Source organism: Coleofasciculus chthonoplastes PCC 7420, from assembly GCF_000155555.1.
GTDB lineage: Bacteria > Cyanobacteriota > Cyanobacteriia > Cyanobacteriales > Coleofasciculaceae > Coleofasciculus > Coleofasciculus chthonoplastes_A.
This window is the reverse complement of the sequence record NZ_DS989841.1, coordinates 197,205-214,128: the sequence shown is the minus strand read 5'-3', so window position 1 is coordinate 214,128 and position 16,924 is coordinate 197,205. Positions and strand designations below refer to the sequence as shown.

18 protein-coding genes are annotated in these 16,924 nt (G+C 46.4%); 5 read left to right on the top strand and 13 right to left on the bottom strand.

Annotated elements, in window-relative coordinates:
• Positions 1–59 precede the first annotated feature (59 nt).
• The 3 genes from MC7420_RS00920 to trpB all read right to left on the bottom strand — a co-directional run bounded on the left by MC7420_RS00920 (position 60) and on the right by trpB (position 2,938).
• The gene (locus tag MC7420_RS00920; RefSeq protein WP_006098312.1) at positions 60–683 is read right to left on the bottom strand and encodes a ribonuclease H-like domain-containing protein; all 624 of its coding nucleotides are present in this window, start codon (positions 681–683) and stop codon (positions 60–62) included.
• 452 nt (positions 684–1,135) lie between these two features.
• The gene (locus MC7420_RS00915; RefSeq protein WP_044204180.1) at positions 1,136–1,651 is read right to left on the bottom strand and encodes a CAP domain-containing protein; all 516 of its coding nucleotides are present in this window, start codon (positions 1,649–1,651) and stop codon (positions 1,136–1,138) included.
• A gap of 27 nt (positions 1,652–1,678) precedes the next feature.
• Positions 1,679–2,938 carry a tryptophan synthase subunit beta gene (trpB, locus tag MC7420_RS00910; protein ID WP_006097857.1) on the bottom strand — a complete coding sequence of 420 codons (1,260 nt, stop codon included), beginning with the start codon at positions 2,936–2,938 and terminating at the stop codon, positions 1,679–1,681.
• Positions 2,939–3,060: 122 nt separating this feature from the next.
• Between trpB and MC7420_RS00905 the strand changes: the two genes are divergently transcribed.
• Entirely contained in the window at positions 3,061–3,780 is a 720-nt protein-coding gene (locus MC7420_RS00905; RefSeq protein WP_006097956.1) for a DUF4388 domain-containing protein, read from the top strand.
• A 135-nt stretch (positions 3,781–3,915) separates the two neighbouring features.
• On the opposite strand, the gene MC7420_RS00900 is transcribed toward MC7420_RS00905, so the two are convergent.
• Entirely contained in the window at positions 3,916–4,164 is a 249-nt protein-coding gene (locus MC7420_RS00900) for a hypothetical protein (protein ID WP_006097917.1), read from the bottom strand.
• Positions 4,165–4,962: 798 nt separating this feature from the next.
• On the opposite strand from MC7420_RS00900, the gene MC7420_RS00895 reads away from it, so the two are divergent.
• Complete coding sequence (locus MC7420_RS00895; RefSeq protein ID WP_006098153.1) at positions 4,963–5,742, top strand: pentapeptide repeat-containing protein; 780 nt, start codon at positions 4,963–4,965, stop codon at positions 5,740–5,742.
• Positions 5,743–5,790: 48 nt separating this feature from the next.
• On the opposite strand, the gene MC7420_RS37680 is transcribed toward MC7420_RS00895, so the two are convergent.
• Positions 5,791–6,015, bottom strand: coding sequence for a hypothetical protein (locus MC7420_RS37680; protein WP_006098156.1), 225 nt, complete (start codon positions 6,013–6,015; stop codon positions 5,791–5,793).
• A gap of 19 nt (positions 6,016–6,034) precedes the next feature.
• Between MC7420_RS37680 and hemL the strand changes: the two genes are divergently transcribed.
• Both hemL and MC7420_RS00880 read left to right on the top strand, forming a co-directional pair.
• Positions 6,035–7,336, top strand: coding sequence for a glutamate-1-semialdehyde 2,1-aminomutase (gene hemL / locus MC7420_RS00885; RefSeq protein ID WP_006097990.1), 1,302 nt, complete (start codon positions 6,035–6,037; stop codon positions 7,334–7,336).
• Between the two features lie 173 nt (positions 7,337–7,509).
• A complete protein-coding gene (locus MC7420_RS00880) occupies positions 7,510–8,961 on the top strand; it encodes a glycoside hydrolase 100 family protein (protein WP_044204176.1) in 1,452 nt (483 codons plus the stop codon).
• 156 nt (positions 8,962–9,117) lie between these two features.
• Here MC7420_RS00880 and MC7420_RS00875 read toward each other — a convergent pair whose 3' ends face one another.
• The 3 genes from MC7420_RS00875 to petN form a co-directional block, all read right to left on the bottom strand.
• Positions 9,118–9,609 carry a YajQ family cyclic di-GMP-binding protein gene (locus MC7420_RS00875; protein ID WP_006098129.1) on the bottom strand — a complete coding sequence of 164 codons (492 nt, stop codon included), beginning with the start codon at positions 9,607–9,609 and terminating at the stop codon, positions 9,118–9,120.
• A gap of 254 nt (positions 9,610–9,863) precedes the next feature.
• A complete protein-coding gene (locus tag MC7420_RS43160; RefSeq protein WP_006098154.1) occupies positions 9,864–9,998 on the bottom strand; it encodes a hypothetical protein in 135 nt (44 codons plus the stop codon).
• A gap of 7 nt (positions 9,999–10,005) precedes the next feature.
• Positions 10,006–10,095: a cytochrome b6-f complex subunit PetN gene (gene petN, locus MC7420_RS36425; protein WP_071777176.1), complete on the bottom strand. Its 90-nt coding sequence runs from the start codon at positions 10,093–10,095 to the stop codon at positions 10,006–10,008.
• A gap of 87 nt (positions 10,096–10,182) precedes the next feature.
• Between petN and MC7420_RS00870 the strand changes: the two genes are divergently transcribed.
• Positions 10,183–10,641, top strand: a complete 459-nt coding sequence (locus tag MC7420_RS00870) for a hypothetical protein (protein ID WP_006098145.1) — start codon at positions 10,183–10,185, stop codon at positions 10,639–10,641.
• Here MC7420_RS00870 and MC7420_RS00865 read toward each other — a convergent pair.
• The 5 genes from MC7420_RS00865 to ltrA form a co-directional block, all read right to left on the bottom strand.
• Positions 10,628–11,311: an SDR family oxidoreductase gene (locus tag MC7420_RS00865; RefSeq protein WP_006098127.1), complete on the bottom strand. Its 684-nt coding sequence runs from the start codon at positions 11,309–11,311 to the stop codon at positions 10,628–10,630. The genes MC7420_RS00870 and MC7420_RS00865 overlap by 14 nt on opposite strands.
• A gap of 425 nt (positions 11,312–11,736) precedes the next feature.
• A complete protein-coding gene (locus MC7420_RS00860; protein WP_006097999.1) occupies positions 11,737–12,927 on the bottom strand; it encodes a VWA domain-containing protein in 1,191 nt (396 codons plus the stop codon).
• A 511-nt stretch (positions 12,928–13,438) separates the two neighbouring features.
• Positions 13,439–13,594 (bottom strand): hypothetical protein, encoded by a 156-nt coding sequence (locus MC7420_RS38880; RefSeq protein WP_006098201.1) that lies wholly within the window; start codon positions 13,592–13,594, stop codon positions 13,439–13,441.
• A gap of 53 nt (positions 13,595–13,647) precedes the next feature.
• Complete coding sequence (locus tag MC7420_RS00850) at positions 13,648–14,910, bottom strand: RNA-guided endonuclease InsQ/TnpB family protein (protein ID WP_006097953.1); 1,263 nt, start codon at positions 14,908–14,910, stop codon at positions 13,648–13,650.
• Positions 14,903–16,705 (bottom strand): group II intron reverse transcriptase/maturase, encoded by a 1,803-nt coding sequence (ltrA, locus tag MC7420_RS00845; RefSeq protein WP_044204171.1) that lies wholly within the window; start codon positions 16,703–16,705, stop codon positions 14,903–14,905. Before ltrA ends, MC7420_RS00850 begins: the two co-directional genes overlap by 8 nt.
• Between the last annotated feature and the right edge of the window lie 219 nt (positions 16,706–16,924).

The following is a 16,924-nucleotide window of genomic DNA, read 5'->3' as shown; positions in this document are numbered from 1 at the left end:
CTGGGTGGAATTCGGTTCATCCACCCTTGAGCAAAAGAGGGTCTCTAGGATAGAGTGTCTTAATGTTCAAAGATATCTCGATAGAGGAGTAAATCCAAAGACACCATCACGGATAACGCCTCAAAGCACTCTTGGGCAAGTTGCCAACGCTCTTCTCGTTGCAACATGGTAATCAGTTTCTGCCGCACGGACAGCAAATAACGGACATCATTCGCCGCATACCGCAGTTGTTCATCGGAAAGGTTATTGGGATTCCCCCAATCTGAACTCTGGGAACTTTTATCCAGTTCCACCTGTTCGAGATCCATGACTAAATCCTTCAGCCCATGGCGGTTGGTATAGGTACGGGCAAGTTTACTGGCAATTTTTGTACAAAATACAGGTTGGACGTAGATGTCCAGATTTTGGCGTAATATGGCGAGATCGAAACGGGCAAAGTGAAAGACTTTTAAGACGGTTTGGGCTTCCAGCAACTGCTTCAGATTGGGGGCTTCAGTTTGTTTTTTATCAATGCGGATCACCGTAACCCGGTCTTGGGGGTCACACAGTTGCACTAGACACAAGCGATCGCGCTGATAGATTAGCCCCATGGTTTCCGTATCAACAGCAATCGCTTCGGCGTTTAGATAGGTCTTCAGCAGGGCGTCGGGAAGGTCGCGATCGCACACTTGAAATTCTGCCACGTCTTTCTCGATGGGTGGATGATTGACATCCTCCCTGGCGTGAACGCACAGGGATTCCTCACCACGCCACCTTTTTAGGGGTGGTCGCTGAATGGGGTTGACAGCTCTACACGCACAGCCTGAAACAGGTCTTACACGCGCTCCCTGTCCGTTTTAAGTCTCGGAATGCCCTCCCGCGACTACATGTATCGTTTAGATCAAAAACAAGAAAGAATACTGTTTTTGTTTGCCTCCAGGTCGGGTCGTCCGTTGCCCTTCAGTCTTTCCCTATTGCTGGCTCAGTCCCGGTTTCAACTCATAATGAGTGTATATCGCTGCAAGCTTAGGTGGGGGTTCCAACCACTTATTACGATAACACAAAAAAGCCGTCCTTGAAGGACGGGGCTTGCGACCCAAGTTTCCGGTCATCAGATATCTCGATTAGGAATTATCAATAATGAACAAATAACAAACTACTGCCGCTTGATGAAAATCTGGGTAAAGTAATAGTCTCCCTTGGCATTTTTGCTCACGCCAATCCCGGTGACATCAAAATCCCCTTCAATATTTTTTCGATGTCCTGGGCTTTTTAACCAGCCTTGCACCGCCTGTGTCGCTGGATCAGAATAGCCCTGATTATAGGCGACATTTTCCGCCGCTTGGCGATAGGACATGGATTGGGCGATCGCCCGGACTCGTTGTTCAAATCCCCCATGACCCAACGGGACACGCCCGGTTGCCATTGCCTGACTGTGGCGTCTGGCTTCCTTGCTAATGCTTGCGTCTAAGGTTAATGGGGGCAGGTTTTGGGACTGGCGATATTGATTAATCTGTTGATGCACCAACCCTTCCCAATTGGTAAAATCACCGTCATTTGGCGGTTGAGACACAGTTGCCGGAGATTCGGATTGACTCACCGGATTTGTCTTGAAACTCAACACCGAATCACAGCTACTGAGTCCTAACTTTAGCAGCAAGAATCCACTCATGACCAAAAGAGACGTTGACCGCACTGTTTAATCCTGGGAGTCTAACTGAATCAACTTACCAACGGTTTGTACATCTTTATCACCGCGACCCGAACAATTGATCACAATTTTAGGGCTACCCTGAAGTTGAGGACAGAGGGTTTCTAGATATGCGATCGCGTGGGCGGTTTCTAGGGCGGGAATAATCCCTTCGAGTTCCGATAACTGGCGAAACGCTGCGATCGCGTCTTGGTCGCTGACGCTATAGTATTCTGCTCGACCACTATCTTTCAAATAACTGTGTTCGGGTCCAACACCCGGATAATCGAGTCCCGCACTAACGGAATGGGCTTCCACCACTTGACCATCGGTATCTTGGAGTAAATAGCTCATTGCCCCATGCAGTACACCGGGACGCCCTAAGGTTAGGGTAGCGGCGTGCTTGGTAGACGTAACACCTTCCCCAGCCGCTTCAACACCAATTAACCGCACGTTGGATTCGTTAACAAATTCATGGAAGAGTCCCATCGCATTGGAACCGCCACCGACACAAGCTAACAAGATATCCGGTAAGCCACCCCATTTCTCTTGACATTGGGTGCGGGTTTCTTGACCAATAATTGCCTGAAAGTCACGCACGAGCAAGGGATAGGGATGAGGACCGGCGACTGAACCGAGGATGTAATGGGTGGTTTCCACATTCGTTACCCAGTCGCGAATCGCTTCCGAGGTGGCATCTTTGAGCGTACCCGTTCCCGCTTCCACTGGTTGAACTTTCGCACCCATGAGCCGCATCCGAAACACGTTCAGGGCTTGGCGTTCCATATCCTGAACACCCATATAGATAATGCATTCCAAGCCGAACCGCGCACAAACTGTTGCCGTTGCCACACCATGTTGACCTGCCCCGGTTTCTGCTATAATCCGCTTTTTGCCCATCCGCTTGGCTAATAAGACCTGGGCTAAGGCATTATTGATCTTATGAGCGCCGGTATGATTTAAGTCTTCCCGTTTCAAATAAATTTGCGCTCCACCGCCATCGGGTCTGGCATAGTGGGCGGTTAACCGTTCCGCAAAATATAAAGGACTAGGACGCCCGACATAATCGCGTAATAACTGTTGCAATTCCTGCTGAAAATCGGGATGGTTGCGGTACTGTTTAAACGACTGCTCTAACTCGAACAGTGCTGGCATTAGAGTTTCCGGCACATACTTGCCGCCAAATTTGCCAAAACGCCCTAAGGCATCCGGTTGTTCATTTACTACATCGGTAGAGGAGCGGGAATTAGGAAGGGGAGTTTGGGTCACAGAGCAAGATCGCCAACAACAACACCCACTCATTATAAATCGCGATCTGACCGGATCTGGCGATCGCGATTGAGTTCAACCGTTAATCGAGACAATAGTTGTAGGGGTTCAATTCACCAGCCATGTCCATTACAGGGTTTCTTTCGGATTTTTCTCTGCCGGAAATTTTTCGATTTATCGATCAGGGAAACAAAAGCGGCGTACTGATGCTGCGATCGCGCTCCGAATCAGGAGCTACCTCGTCTTATTATATTTGGGTGAATAATGGCAATGTTATCACCGCCGCCAACCAATTGAACGATGAAGGGTTACTCTCGCTGATCCAGCAATACGAGTGGGTAAGTAACCGTGTTGTCACGAAACTGGCTCAGTTGTGTCCAGAAGATCAACCTCTGGGATTGTATCTGAAACAGCAAGGTGCATTGCGGGGTGAACAACTCGAACATTTGTTCCAAGTCCAAGTCGTACAGCAACTGTGTTTAATTTTTCAACTCAAAGACGCTCACTTTAGATTTGAACAGAATACGCCGAGTCCAACACGAGAGATGACGGGGTTGCAGTCGCCCGCCCGGATTATCGAGGTTGTGTTCCAAAAACTCATTGTTTTAAGACAACTGTTTGTTGCTCGGCATCTGCGGCATAAACGTAATGGAAGTAGACTCTCAGAAAACTTTTGTCAGCAATTGGGATTGACGATGGATATTGCTTTTTTTCATTGTCTCAAGTTATCCTTGTTTGACATGAATTATACCTTGGCTGATTTAGCTAAAATTGTTGATATATACTATCGTCCCTATGACATTCCTAAATCAAAGTTTTCAGCAGCAAGAGCTTTAATTTAATGGGACTTATACAGCCTTGAAATTAATTTCAAGGCTCATAGCTCAAGTCCGTTTAAACGGACTTGACAATAATTCCGTTTACTTGGGTCGCCCTTTCTCCCAACCCTGGGTCAAAGAAGAGTTTTTCTGAAGAGTTTATCGATCGATACTCACATTAAATAATGTAGTATCTTCACGGGTACTCAAATAATCCTTACCTTGGAGCTGCCTCAGGTTATCGTCTAACGCTTGAACCACCTGATTCAAAGACATTTGTTTGTAATAACGGAAATTCTCGATAAATATTTTGTCATCCAAACTAAGTTGACTATAGCTTTGATATAATAAAGCGTGATATCTGGCGGTAGCAGCTTGGAGTAATTGTTGGTAGGTATCTTCAGGCATAAGTCTAGAGGGGTAGACAAACTTTGAATTCTCAGTAATTTTTATTTTGACTGATCACAATTAACAATCGCCTCAGTCTTCATACGGATTTTTTAGTCAGCATAATTTCCCAAAATAAGGGAATTACGCGATTCCACGGAATCAAGGTGTCTCAAAGGTTAAGCAATCGAAAGAAAAATCCTGGCAGCGAGAGATAGCTACCAGGGAACTGCATCTACAACTGAGAGTTTGCTTCCTTGTCCTTGCTTTTTAAGCATAGTTCCTTACTCTAGGAGTTAGAATCAGTGAAATTGCGGAATTTTCGCGATCGCTTCTGCCCAGATTACGGAGAAATACTTATGGGCTGGTGTCATGGGGGATGAGGGAGATGGGGGAGATGCTGCTTTTAGGCTTGCATTGCAAGGTTTTTGACCAAACAGGCACCAAAAGGAAAGCACTTGTTGGGTCAAAAAATAGCTTTAAACCCTTGTGTGGTAAGCTGTTCGGCATTTAAACCTTAATGTCAATAATGGCGAAAGCCTTGTAGTGCGAGCATCTTGCTCGCTACTAATACCCAATTTAAATGCATGACAGCTTATACCATCTACACTCATGCAGCAAGCCCTAGTTACATCTGGGTGAATACAGACAGAGACGATAATAGTGAAAGTGAGACCCTACCAACCATGTCCGACTCGGGAAGCGAAAGGTTAACACTGAGTCAGGGCGGGTTTTGCACAAACGTTACCATCAATAGCTAAAAGCAGTTTCCTAAACCCGCCCCTACAAAAATCTTCCCTCTATGCTGAGGTATTATTCATGAAACTCAACATTCTGACTATTCTCTTACTTCTAACACCCTTTTGGTCAGCCACTCCTCTAAACGCGGAAAATCCTGACCATCTGAAACAGTTACAAGACACGGGCGAATGTTCTACCTGTGACTTAACCAATGCCGATCTGAGTAATACTAACTTGAGTCAAAGTATCTTGACTTATGCCGACTTGAGTCAAGCCAACCTTACCCAAGCGACTCTCAGTGATGCTAATCTCAAATATGCTGACCTGATTAATGCTAACCTCAGCAACGCTGACTTAAAAAATGCTGATCTAACTCGCGCCTTTCTCGGTGGTGCAGATCTCACGGCTGCGGATCTCAGAGAAGCTAAATTCAAAACGGCTAACCTAAGTAATGCGACTCTTATTGGTGCTAACTTAACCCAAACGCAGTTAAGTTTAGCCAACTTGAGTGAAGCCAATCTGTCTCAATCGATTCTTACTCTAGCGGAACTCAGAGGCGCTGATCTCAGACGTGCCAATCTAGATAAAGCTAGACTCAATGGTGCTAATCTGAAAGCCGCTAATCTTAGAGAAGCGAACCTGAGTAATGCCAGACTTAATAACGCGAATTTAAATGGTGCTTACCTCAGAGGGGCTAATTTGAGTAATAGCTTTTTGACTAATGCTGATTTACGCGAAGCAAACCTCTGGGATGTTGACCTGAGTCGCGCTAATTTACAAGATGCTAATTTAACTGGTGCAGTGTTTTGTAATACTACTCTACCCGATAGAACAATTTCTAACCGCGATTGTCCTTAACTTGGCTAAGGGCATTGCTGACAAGTTAAGCTATAACCCTTGCCAATCCTAATTTTCAGCGAGGGTGTCCCTGTTGCCGATGCAGTTCATAGTTCCCTCGGAACACCTATTATATAGGGCTTCCCCGGCTCCCCCGACTTCCCCAGCTCCCCCGGCTCCCCCAGCTTCCCCAGCTCCCCCAGCTCCCCCAGCTCCTAAGTTGACACCAATACCTACCCCCTTACCCCTATTTCCCGAATCACCACTAAACTTTATCCTGATAGAGATAAGCATCGAATAACAGGAGACAGTTTTGGTTACCACCTCGTCCTGGACAACCACGAAATCAGAAGAAATTTTCCAAGCAGCCCAAAACCTGATGCCGGGGGGTGTCAGTTCACCGGTTCGGGCATTTAAGTCTGTTGGCGGACAACCCATTGTATTTGACCGGGTTAAGGGTGCCTACGTATGGGATGTCGATGGCAATCAGTACATTGACTATGTTGGCACTTGGGGACCCGCCATTTGCGGTCATGCCCACCCAGAGGTCATTTCCGCCCTGCACGAGGCTCTAGAAAAAGGTACAAGCTTTGGTGCCCCTTCTGCGCTAGAGAACGTTTTAGCCTCCATGGTGATTGAAGCCGTTCCCAGTATCGACATGGTGCGGTTTGTCAATTCCGGTACGGAAGCTTGTATGGCAGTCATTCGCCTGATGCGTGCCTTTACAGGCAGAGATAAAATTATCAAATTCTCTGGCTGTTACCATGGTCACGCCGATATGCTGCTCGTGCAAGCCGGTTCTGGGGTTGCTACCCTGGGCTTACCCGACTCTCCCGGTGTCCCTAAATCCGCAACAGCCAGTACCCTGACTGCCATTTATAACGATTTGGAATCAGTCAAATCTCTGTTTGAAGCCAATCCAGATAGTATTGCTGGGGTGATTCTTGAACCCGTAGTTGGTAACTCTGGTTTTGTTCCCCCTGATGCTGGATTCCTGGAAGGCTTACGCCTGATTACGCAGGAACATGGTGCGCTGTTAGTCTTTGACGAAGTGATGACGGGGTTCCGGATTGCCTACGGTGGCGCTCAAGAAAAATTTGGCGTGACTCCCGATTTAACCACATTGGGTAAAGTGATTGGTGGGGGTTTACCCGTGGGTGCTTATGGGGGACGTAAAGATATCATGTCCATGGTTGCACCTGCTGGTCCGATGTACCAAGCCGGCACCCTTTCCGGTAATCCCTTGGCGATGACGGCGGGGATTAAAACCCTAGAGTTATTGCAAAAACCGGGAACTTACGAACAGCTTGACAAAATCACCAAAAAGCTATCCGAGGGGTTATTACAAATTGCCAAAGAAACCGGACATCCTGCTTGCGGTGGACAAATTAGTGCCATGTTTGGCATGTTTTTCACCGGCGGTCCTGTGCGTAATTACGACGATGCCAAAACGTCGGATTTAGCCAAGTTCAGCCGCTTCCATCGTGGCATGTTAGAACGGGGAATTTATCTGGCACCGTCCCAGTTTGAGGCAGGGTTTACCTCCTTGGCGCACACCGATGAGGATATTGACCGCACGTTAGAAGCAGCGCGGGAGGTTATGTCGAGTATTTAACAATTAGGACGGATTCCAATACTGCAAGGGATAAGATAGATCCCCCCTAGCCCCCCTTAATAAGGGGGGTACAATAAGCCCCCCTTTGAGATCCCCCATCCATCCCCCTTAAACTGAAGTTCCCTCCAACTGAGTTTGGGTCAAAGAGTAGAAGCATAAACAGGAGCAGGTGAATGAATAACCAGATGGTCAAAGCAGCACAAGAACGACTGAAACTCTCGATTATGAGTTATCAGCAACAGCCTGTTGGCACTGTCGCCTCTAAGGAACCTGCTCCCAAAGAAGAACAACTTAATTATGGTCACTGCTTTGTCCGCGATTTTATTCCATCGGGACTGGCGTTTCTCATGCAAGGGGAACGGGCAATTGTCCGCAACTTTTTGGAATTCACCCTAGGGTTACAGTCGGATAAATTACAGACAAAAGACGGTGAAGGTTTATTTGCCCAAGTGAGGAAAACCTGGCAAGGCAAAGAACTGCTCATTGATGGGATTCGCTTGGGAGAAGGCTTGATGCCTGCTAGTTTTGAGGTGACATCAAGTCAAAACATTGAGCCAGATTTTGGTCAACGGGCAATTGGTAGAGTCACGCCTGTTGATTCGGGGTTGTGGTGGATTATTCTCTTGCGGGCGTATGAAAAAGCGTGTCAAATCGCCAATCGACCTGATGAAAGTATTGTCCATCGCCTGGAATTCCAACGTGGTATCCAGTTAATTCTGGATATTTGCTTAAGCCAGCGCTTCGATATGACTCCCACCTTATTAGTTCCCGAAGCCGCATTTATGATTGACCGTCGCATGGCGGTTTATGGACATCCGTTGGAAATTCAGGCGTTATTTCATCAAGCTTTATATGCGGCTCGTTATGAACTGCTGCAAAATGAAAGCTATATTCACAAACGGGAAATTGATACTCGTTTAGAGTTACTAACCAATTATATTCGAGAACGGTATTGGCTAGATCCCAAACGCTTGAGGGCAATCTATCGCTACCAAACTGAAGAGTTTGGTGAAACGGCGTTAAATAAATTTAATATCTACGAAATGTCTGTACCGGATTGGGTTCTCCCTTGGCTCGACCGCAAAGGCGGATATTTAGCGGGGAATTTAGGTGTCGGTTGGATTGATTTTCGCTTTTTTACTCAGGGGAATTTACTGGCGATTATTTCTGGTTTGGCGACTCCTGAGCAATCGCAAAGCATTATGAATCTAATTGAAATACAATGGTCAAAGTTGATTGGTAATATGCCAATGAAACTCTGTTATCCTGCGGTTGTGGGTCGGGATTGGGAAACGGTGACTGGATGCGACCCGAAAAATATTCCTTGGTCGTATCACAATGGGGGAAGTTGGCCCGTTTTACTTTGGTCATTGACGGCGGCGGCGATAAAAACCCAGAGAGTTGAGTTAGCTAAGAAAGCGATTGAAACGGCGGAAGAATACTTACTGGATGATGAGTGGCCCGAATATTATGATGGAGAAATGGGTGAAACCATTGGTAGAGAGGCGCGGCTGTATCAAACGTGGACAATTGCAGGGTATTTAGTCGCTAACTATCTGATTCAAAATCCGGAGCATTTGAATTTAATGTGTTTTAATGATAATCCCCAAGCAATAATGGATTAGATTGGTTTCGTAGTCAGGGAGGTAAGCCTAAACATTGTTGAGGTTAATCTATAAATTTAGGTTGGGATTAGGGCGGGTTTCGTTGTTTGGTTTGAGGTGGGTTTCCTGATTTAATTCCTAAACCCGCCCCTACATTTTTACGCGAACTTGCGGATTCTATCGATAATTTGTAAATTGCAGCGCCACAGGCAATTCCTCTTGTTTCAAGCGCTGAATAATTTGTTGTAAATCATCTTTGGATTTACTTGTCACTCTAACCGCATCGCCTTGAATCGAGGCTTGTACTTTTTTGAATTCGTCCCGAATCAGTTTGGCGATTTTTTTGCCAATATCTTGACTAATTCCTTTTTGCAGTTTAATTTCTTGGCGTACTCGATTACCACTCGCTGATTCAACTTTGCCGTAGTCGAAAATTTTCGGGGAGAGTTTACGCTTGGTGGCTTTGGTGAGCATAATGCTATGTACGGTATCGAGGGTGAATTCGCTGTCGGTATTCACGGTAATGGTTTCATCCCCCAAGTCAACCGTTGTCTTTGTGTCTTTCAAGTCATAACGGTTACTAATTTCGCGATTGGTTTGGTCTAAGGCATTCACCAACTCTTGTCGGTCAAAATCACTGACGATATCAAATGAATAGGTTGAAGCCATAATCTAAAGATTTGAGCGCATTCACAAGGTACAGTTATCTTCTTATACCGCTAAACCTAGCCGCTTTCAACTTTGAATACGACTCATCATTGACCTGTCTAGGATTTACGCTGTTTGGGTTGCATGGGTGCTACCTGTAGGGACACGGCACTGCCGTGTCCCTACGATATGGGAAATTTTTCTCCCTTAGCCTCCAGACGTTCCATCGGAACGTCTCTACAACCCCTGCGGCTCTCTCCCTTACAATATTGGGTTTACAGCTTCTTATCCCGATCGCGGCGACGGCGATCGCGCCATTCAACGGCGGTTAAGTAAACGACACCCCCCGTCACCAGGAGTAAGAGTCCAGCCGCCGCTAAAAATATGACGGTAAAAACAGAACCTTCCACAATCTCTCTAGAACCCGTTACGCGCCCAGACTACCATCGCAATCGACCAAGTGAACAGAACCAGAGTGGCGACCCAGCCTAATGACAAAATATCCATCGTGCTTTATGAGTAATAGTTAAGAAATGACTCCAAAGTTTATGATAATTCAATTTGAACCGTCTTTGACCCTGAGGCTCGAAAGTCGTGAACTCTTCCTTTGACCCAACTGACGCAGAACGGCTCGAATCCCTGAAAGCAGCTATCCTGGGGGGATTATCCCTAGCCTTAACCTATTGTGCGATCGCGCTGTTGCATTCGCTGCTTCTATCCACCCCGTCGCCTGCCCTCAGCTTACTAGATGTCCCGGCTAATCTAACCCTCTTGATCAAAGTCGCGATCGCGTTTTTGTCTGGCTTCTTATTCGGTGTCACCTACCGCTACGCCATCCGGGATGACCAAAATCCCCAACTGAAAGCGGGAGTCGTGTTAGCGTTTGGTTTGGTACGGGGTTTGGCGGTAATAGAGGGACAGCCGGATATCACTGATACCGTTTGGGTTTGGGGTATCTTAGTCATCGAGAGTCTCATCGAATTCGCGATCGCAGGTTTTACCCTTGATTGGGCAATTCAGCGCCGTTGGGTCAAACCCTTCACATCAAACTGAGTTCCTCAAACTCCGGATAGCCATACATCTGCGTCCGGTCAATAGCCGCTAGGACTTTATTATTCGCCGCATCTGAAAATAGACATTGACACACCAACTGGGCGACATCAGCGCGATGAATTGTTCCCGCCACCTTTTGGTTTTCTGTCACCACACCATTTCCGGTTGCAGGTTCTGACTTCAACCCACCGGGTCGAATCACAGTATAGGTCAGTCCGCTATCCTGCAAATAGTTCTCCGCTTGTTCTTTTTCAATAAGTACAGGCTTCAACGTGGTCAACGCTTGGGGGGGTAAGGCGATCGCACTCTCACCACTCCCAATCGAGGAAATCAGGATAAACTTTTGTACCTTAGCCTTGACAGCCGCATCAATTAAATGCTTGTTGCCCAAAAAATCGGCTCGTTGACCATCCTTGGGTAAGCCGCCTATCGTACTGATCACCGCCTGAATCGGTTGATCTCCCAGCATGGCTTGTTCAACCGTTACCGCATCTAGGGCATCTCCCATTACCACCTGAATCCCCATCGCTTCTAACTCGGCGCGAGAGTCCGGGGAACGCAACAGGGCTTTAACCTTCTGGTTTTGCTCAACCAGGTATTTGGCGATTTCTCGACCCACTCCGCGACTAGCGCCTGCGAGAAAAATATAAGACTTATCTGTTTCAATCATCTGTCCTTCCTTAGAGAAAATTTGCTCTCTGTTTTCACTTTAATTTCACAATTGCCCACTATCTTAAAAATAACTGCGACCAATTGGAGAATAATCGAGTTATCGGGTGTAACTAGCGCTTTGATCTAAGCAAAATCTTGACAAAATTAGGCTCTGCCCTAAAATTTAGATAAATTCCGGCAATTTTCGTGGACATTCTCACGAAAACTTCGGTAAAGTGAAGATTAAAGAAAAAGCGCCACTGAATTAAGCTGTTAATTCAGCAACGCCTGACAAATTGAGTTTTCTAGTCCTGGCAAAAATTATAACAAATTGTGACGGCAAAGGCTTAACTGTCCTTTTGCCGTCATAATACTTGTTTGTCTTTTGTCTGACGTTTTCTGGTTAACACTACATCCAGGTTAACTACCCCCTTTTCGGTGGAGTCAGGGTTTGGTAACCAAACCCCTACTAAGCACCATACCCTGTGCAGCCGCCCATTGTGTAATATCTTGACGCTGAATTGCAGCTGCCATTAAATCAGGAAACTGGTCAGGCGTGCAAGCCATGGCTGGGATACCTAATCCGGCAAGTTTTTCGGCTATCCAATGATCATACATGGGCGCACCTTCATCATTGAGGGCAAGCAGCGTGATCAACTGAACTCCTAATCCCACCAATGCCGCCACGCGCTTAAGCATTTCTTCCCGGTTTCCCCCTTCATATAGGTCACTAATTAACACTAAAATAGTGTCCTGAGGACGACGCACCAGTCCTTGGCAGTAGGTGAGGGCGCGGTTAATATCGGTTCCGCCTCCTAGTTGAGTACCAAAGAGTAAGTCTACGGGATCTTGCGCGGCGTCGGTTAAGTCTACGACCGACGTATCAAATACGACAATTCGGGTTTGCACTGCCCTGAGAGAGGCTAGCACCGCCCCAAAGATTCCCGCATAGACGACAGACGTTGCCATGGAACCACTTTGGTCGATGCAAAGGATAATATCGTGTAAAGAACTGCGTTTGCGTCCGTAGCCGATTAGGGTTTCGGGGATAATTGTGCCGTATTTAGGTTGATAATGTTTGAGGTTAGCGCGAATAGTGCGGTTCCAGTCGATTTCATTATGGCGGGGACGGCGGTTGGGAATGGCACGGTTGAGGCTACCGATTATGGCTTGACGGGTGGGGTTGGTTAATTTACGCTGCAATTGTTCAACCACTTGACGCACCACACGGCGGGCGGTTTCTTGGGTTTTGCTGGGCATAATGCTACTAAGGGATAGTAGATTTGCCACGAGATGAACATCCGGTTCAACGGCTTCTAGCAGTTCCGGTTCCAGCAGCATCTGTTGCAGGTTAAGGCGTACCATTGCATCTTTTTGCATCACCTGCACGACTGATGAGGGGAAATAGGTGCGAATGTCGCCTAACCAACGGGCAATATTGGGGGAAGAACTCCCAAGTCCACCACGGCGGTCAGAATCGTAGAGGGCGCTGAGGGCATTATCAATGGCTTGATCTGTTGGATTAAGGGTAAAGGAATCTGCGGCTTCTCCCTCACCATTCTCCTGACAAATACCATCGGCGTCTCCACCCCCTAAGAGAAGTCGCCAACGGCGTAGGCGTTCTGGCTGGGTCATCGTTTCTAGTAGCAATTACCGGATACTGATTGAGTTATTGTATCGGATTGGGTGGAGAAAAGCTGTCTAATCGTGTAAATCACCCTCTAATCATTAACTCAGTTGCTGCGCTTGTTAGTCATTCTCTCCTTCCTCATCGCCAACCTTGTCTTCATCATCAAGGTTTCTACCACTCTTAGTTTGCAACTCGGCATAAAGACGTTCCAGCCTTGCCTTTCTATTGCTTAGCTGTTTGAGTCGGTTGTTATGGAATTCAATTTGCGAACTGTGATATGTCGTTAACTTGTCATTTTCATCGAGCAGTTCGCGGATGATTCCCCCAGCAGTAGTTCCTCTGTGAGTATCGCCGAATCGATCCGTATTTCTCCTCTGGCTAGTCTCTGCACTAACTGAGATCTCGACATTCCCAGAGCTTTGGCTTTTTGACGGAAGAGTTCCCAGTCCCTCGGTTCGAGCCTCAAGGTCACTGTCTTGGTGTTCCGGTCTGATTTGGGTCTACCACGTTTGTTTGTCATTCTCCTTCCTTGTCGCTAACCTTGTCTTCCTCATCGAAGTCTTCAGGAGTTTTTTGCTGCAAATCCCGGTATAGCTGTTGAAGACAGCTAAGCCGCGCCCTCAATCGAGGTAACTTTTGTTCCAGATATGCCAATTCCTCTTGGGTTTCCAAGATTAATTGGCTGAGGATTCCCCCAGATATTTCGCCTTATGAACTACCCAGCCCTACTTCGTTGAGGTCTGGGTTTCTACAACCAGACCAGTATGACTATGTTTCTGACGCTTCACTTGTCCTAGTTGCTTCATGCTTCCTGTTTGCTTACGCTTACAGGTTTCTGAAGTAGAGCTAGAGACATCAGCGTCTGCGAGGCTCGTTCCAAACCCCGGTAGAATTCCTAATGCCCACAAAAGCATTACTAGAGCAGCGGCTAAATCCCTATCCATTTCGAGTCCACATTCATGGCAATGGTGAACTCTTTCATCTAAGGTCTTTTTGGCTTGGTTTCCGCATTTAGGGCAGGTCTGAGATGGTTTCACTTTGCGAGTAGGAACCTCTACAAAAACCCCACCAGCGTTTTTTACTTTGTACTCAATCGCTGACCTTAGCATCCCCATACCTACGTCTAAGATGGATTTATTTAGCCCAGCCTTTTGCTTTTTGCGTTTGCCTTTTTTGGAAGAGCGGGTCATTTTAGAGACTTCTAGTTTTTCCGTAGCAACGAAGCTATTACAGCTAACAATGTCTGTTGCTACTTGGTGTACCCAATTCTGACGCTGATTAGCTACCTTACGGGTTACTTTGCTAATCTTGGCTTGGGTCTTTTTCCACCGATTAGAAGCTTTCTGTTTTTTTCTTCTGTTAGGAGGTCTTTTCCGACGTTTTCCCTTAGAAAGACGCTTAATTTTGGCTTCAGCTTTTCGCAAAAACTTAGGAGCTTCAATGAAAGAATGATTTTCTCCATCAGTTATTGCTAACGCTGACTTGCACCCAAAATCGATACCAACTGAACCAAAATCTGTTTGTCTCGTTGCCGCCTGTAATTCAGTTATATTAACGGTTATACTGGCATACCATTTTCTATTGCGATAAACAATAGTGCAGGTCGTTGGAGTTCCCCAGATACGGGCTTTGCCGCGCATCTGGATTGAGCCAATCTTAGCTAACTCTAGATAACCGTTATCACCCGTTGTATGTACCTTCCAGCCTGTTTTACTTGGATAAGTCCATCCAGAATAATGTTTAATTGACTTATATTTGGGTCGCTTTGCTAAACCCTTAAACCAACGATTAAATGCGTAATCGACACGCTTTAAAGTGGCTTGTAGAGTCATGGAATTGCATTCTTTGTACTCTGTCCAAACTTCTTTAAAAGCCGGTAAAGAGTTATTAAACTCAACGAGACTGTCACCAGTCCCCCTGGTCTTCAAAACCGTGCGTGAAAGTTTCCTCTCACACGGCTCCTCAACGATAAGGTGCAAGTCATGCATACCTCATTACCCATTTGTCCTCGACTCTTTCGAGCCTTTTGGTGAGCTTAGGCTTGGCACTGTTACAGCCAGATTGATTGCCGAGACTGCCATCTGTGACGGTCTTTGTGTCATGGCAATGTCTATGTAGAAGCTGCCAATTATCGTAGAAATCCTTTCCACCTTGCGACTTAGGGATTCTGTGGTCAACTTCCATCACATCGTTTTCACGGAAAATTAATCCGCAGTGAGTACATTTCCCTTTTTGCTTCTTCAACAATGTTGCCAGTGTCTTAGGCATTTCAGGGTTGTTACCCATTCTTGAACTCCAATAAACCAAGTTGCCGTTGTATGGGGACGATTCGCCCTTAACCTTTACATAGCGCTTAATTGGTGTTTCGCTATGTTTTAGTAACCGCGTAGGGTTATTACCTTTTTGCCTGGTTGCGAATACCCAGTTGTCGCCGTCTATGGATTGCCAATACTTCTTTGACACCCATCCCCCGGATTTTTTGGGGTGTCGGCGCTTTGCCCAAGCTCTGAGCTTCTGGTACATGAGGTAATCTTGGTCACAGTAAGCCACCTTACTTACTTGTGTTGCGTAGTAGTTAGCCCATCCCCGAATAATCGGGTTCAGTTTCTTAATTAGCGCCACTTGTGGTGCATTCCTGTGGGCGTTGATAACTTCCGCAATCTGTTCGTAGTGTACCTTCTGCTTATCCTTGCTTGGGGTGATGATTGGTTTTATTCCTAGCGCTCTTCCATATTTGTCTTTTCCAGAGTGGTATTTACCCACTTTGTATTGACGTATATTGAAGCCAAGGAAATCAAATCCTGGCTGTTCTTGTTCATACGGGTTGAGGGTGTGAGCAAGTCTTGTTTTGCTAGGTTTTAGTTCCAAACCCATGTCTTTCAACCATTCCTGGATTATATCCTTGCCACTTTGGACGATGGTTAAGTCTTCGTGGAGAATCACGAAGTCGTCGGCATATCTGATCACGGATGGAGGATAGAATGTCTTCTTTACCCCATTTTCAGAGTATCCCCGTTTTGGGAATACCCTTTTGATTAGATTTTCCATCCCGTGGAGGGCAATGTTTGCTAGTAACGGAGAAATGACCCCGCCCTGTGGCGTTCCCTCAGTTGTTGGAAACAACTGCTTTGCGTCCATCACTCCCCCTTTTAACCATGCTCGGATTTGACGGCGTATGGTAGGGAATGTATTTAATTTTCTTAGCAGTGCTTTATGGTCGATTTGGTCAAAGCATTTAGCAATATCGGCATCAAGGACATATTTGCCCTTAAACCTAATTGTGTCATATATAGCCTGAACCGCATCGTGACATGAGCGTCCGGGTCTGAAACCGTATGAGTTGGCTTCAAATCGCGCTTCCCATTCTGGCTCTAGTGCCAGTTTGACAAGTGCTTGCAAAGCTCGGTCTTTCATTGTCGGGATGCCTAAAGGTCTTTTCTCCTCCTTTCCGGGTTTGGGAATCCATACTCGCCTGGTTGGAGCGACCTTTGAACATAGTTTTAGATTTTCAACCAAGATGAGACGTTGCTTTGGGGTCAGTGACTTAACACCATCCACACCTGCCGTCTTCTTACCTTGATTGTCTTGGGTAACCCGGCGAACCGAGAGACATTTTGCTGCCCAGGACTTCATCAGCATCTTTTGGAGTCTGCGAGTCATTTTCACATCGCCACGCTGAGAGGCTCGATAGATTCTCTTCTGCAACTTGTAGACTTTACGCTCTAGTTTTTGCCAGGGTATTGCCTTCCATTCCATCGTAGTCTTTAAACTCGCTTTAGACATTTGTATTGCTACTTAAGACTCTATCTTTCCTTATCATCGTGAGTCTGTTGGCGTATCCCTCTTATTAGTAGAGAGCGTTAGCTTCTGACTCAATCTTTCCTCCCATTGCTTGCGGTTGGCACCTACTCAGGCATCGACCTGACTGAGAGCATAAGGGAGGTTATCTCGTTCCTGATAGCCATTGTTTGAACTTTTAGGATGGTACTATCCACCGGGTTT

What these genes read in the sequence shown, in the direction of transcription:
- MC7420_RS00900 (WP_006097917.1), bottom strand. Translation starts at nt 4,164, where the DNA reads ATGCCTGAAGATACCTACCAACAATTACTCCAAGCTGCTACCGCCAGA.
- MC7420_RS37680 (WP_006098156.1), bottom strand. Translation starts at nt 6,015, where the DNA reads ATGCTTATCTCTATCAGGATAAAGTTTAGTGGTGATTCGGGAAATAGG.
- MC7420_RS00875 (WP_006098129.1), bottom strand. Translation starts at nt 9,609, where the DNA reads ATGGCTTCAACCTATTCATTTGATATCGTCAGTGATTTTGACCGACAA.
- ltrA (WP_044204171.1), bottom strand. Translation starts at nt 16,705, where the DNA reads ATGTCTAAAGCGAGTTTAAAGACTACGATGGAATGGAAGGCAATACCC.
- MC7420_RS00860 (WP_006097999.1), bottom strand. Translation starts at nt 12,927, where the DNA reads ATGACCCAGCCAGAACGCCTACGCCGTTGGCGACTTCTCTTAGGGGGT.
- MC7420_RS00895 (WP_006098153.1), top strand. Translation starts at nt 4,963, where the DNA reads ATGAAACTCAACATTCTGACTATTCTCTTACTTCTAACACCCTTTTGG.
- MC7420_RS00865 (WP_006098127.1), bottom strand. Translation starts at nt 11,311, where the DNA reads ATGATTGAAACAGATAAGTCTTATATTTTTCTCGCAGGCGCTAGTCGC.
- MC7420_RS00850 (WP_006097953.1), bottom strand. Translation starts at nt 14,910, where the DNA reads ATGCATGACTTGCACCTTATCGTTGAGGAGCCGTGTGAGAGGAAACTT.
- MC7420_RS00880 (WP_044204176.1), top strand. Translation starts at nt 7,510, where the DNA reads ATGAATAACCAGATGGTCAAAGCAGCACAAGAACGACTGAAACTCTCG.
- MC7420_RS00915 (WP_044204180.1), bottom strand. Translation starts at nt 1,651, where the DNA reads ATGAGTGGATTCTTGCTGCTAAAGTTAGGACTCAGTAGCTGTGATTCG.
- petN (WP_071777176.1), bottom strand. Translation starts at nt 10,095, where the DNA reads ATGGATATTTTGTCATTAGGCTGGGTCGCCACTCTGGTTCTGTTCACT.
- MC7420_RS00905 (WP_006097956.1), top strand. Translation starts at nt 3,061, where the DNA reads ATGTCCATTACAGGGTTTCTTTCGGATTTTTCTCTGCCGGAAATTTTT.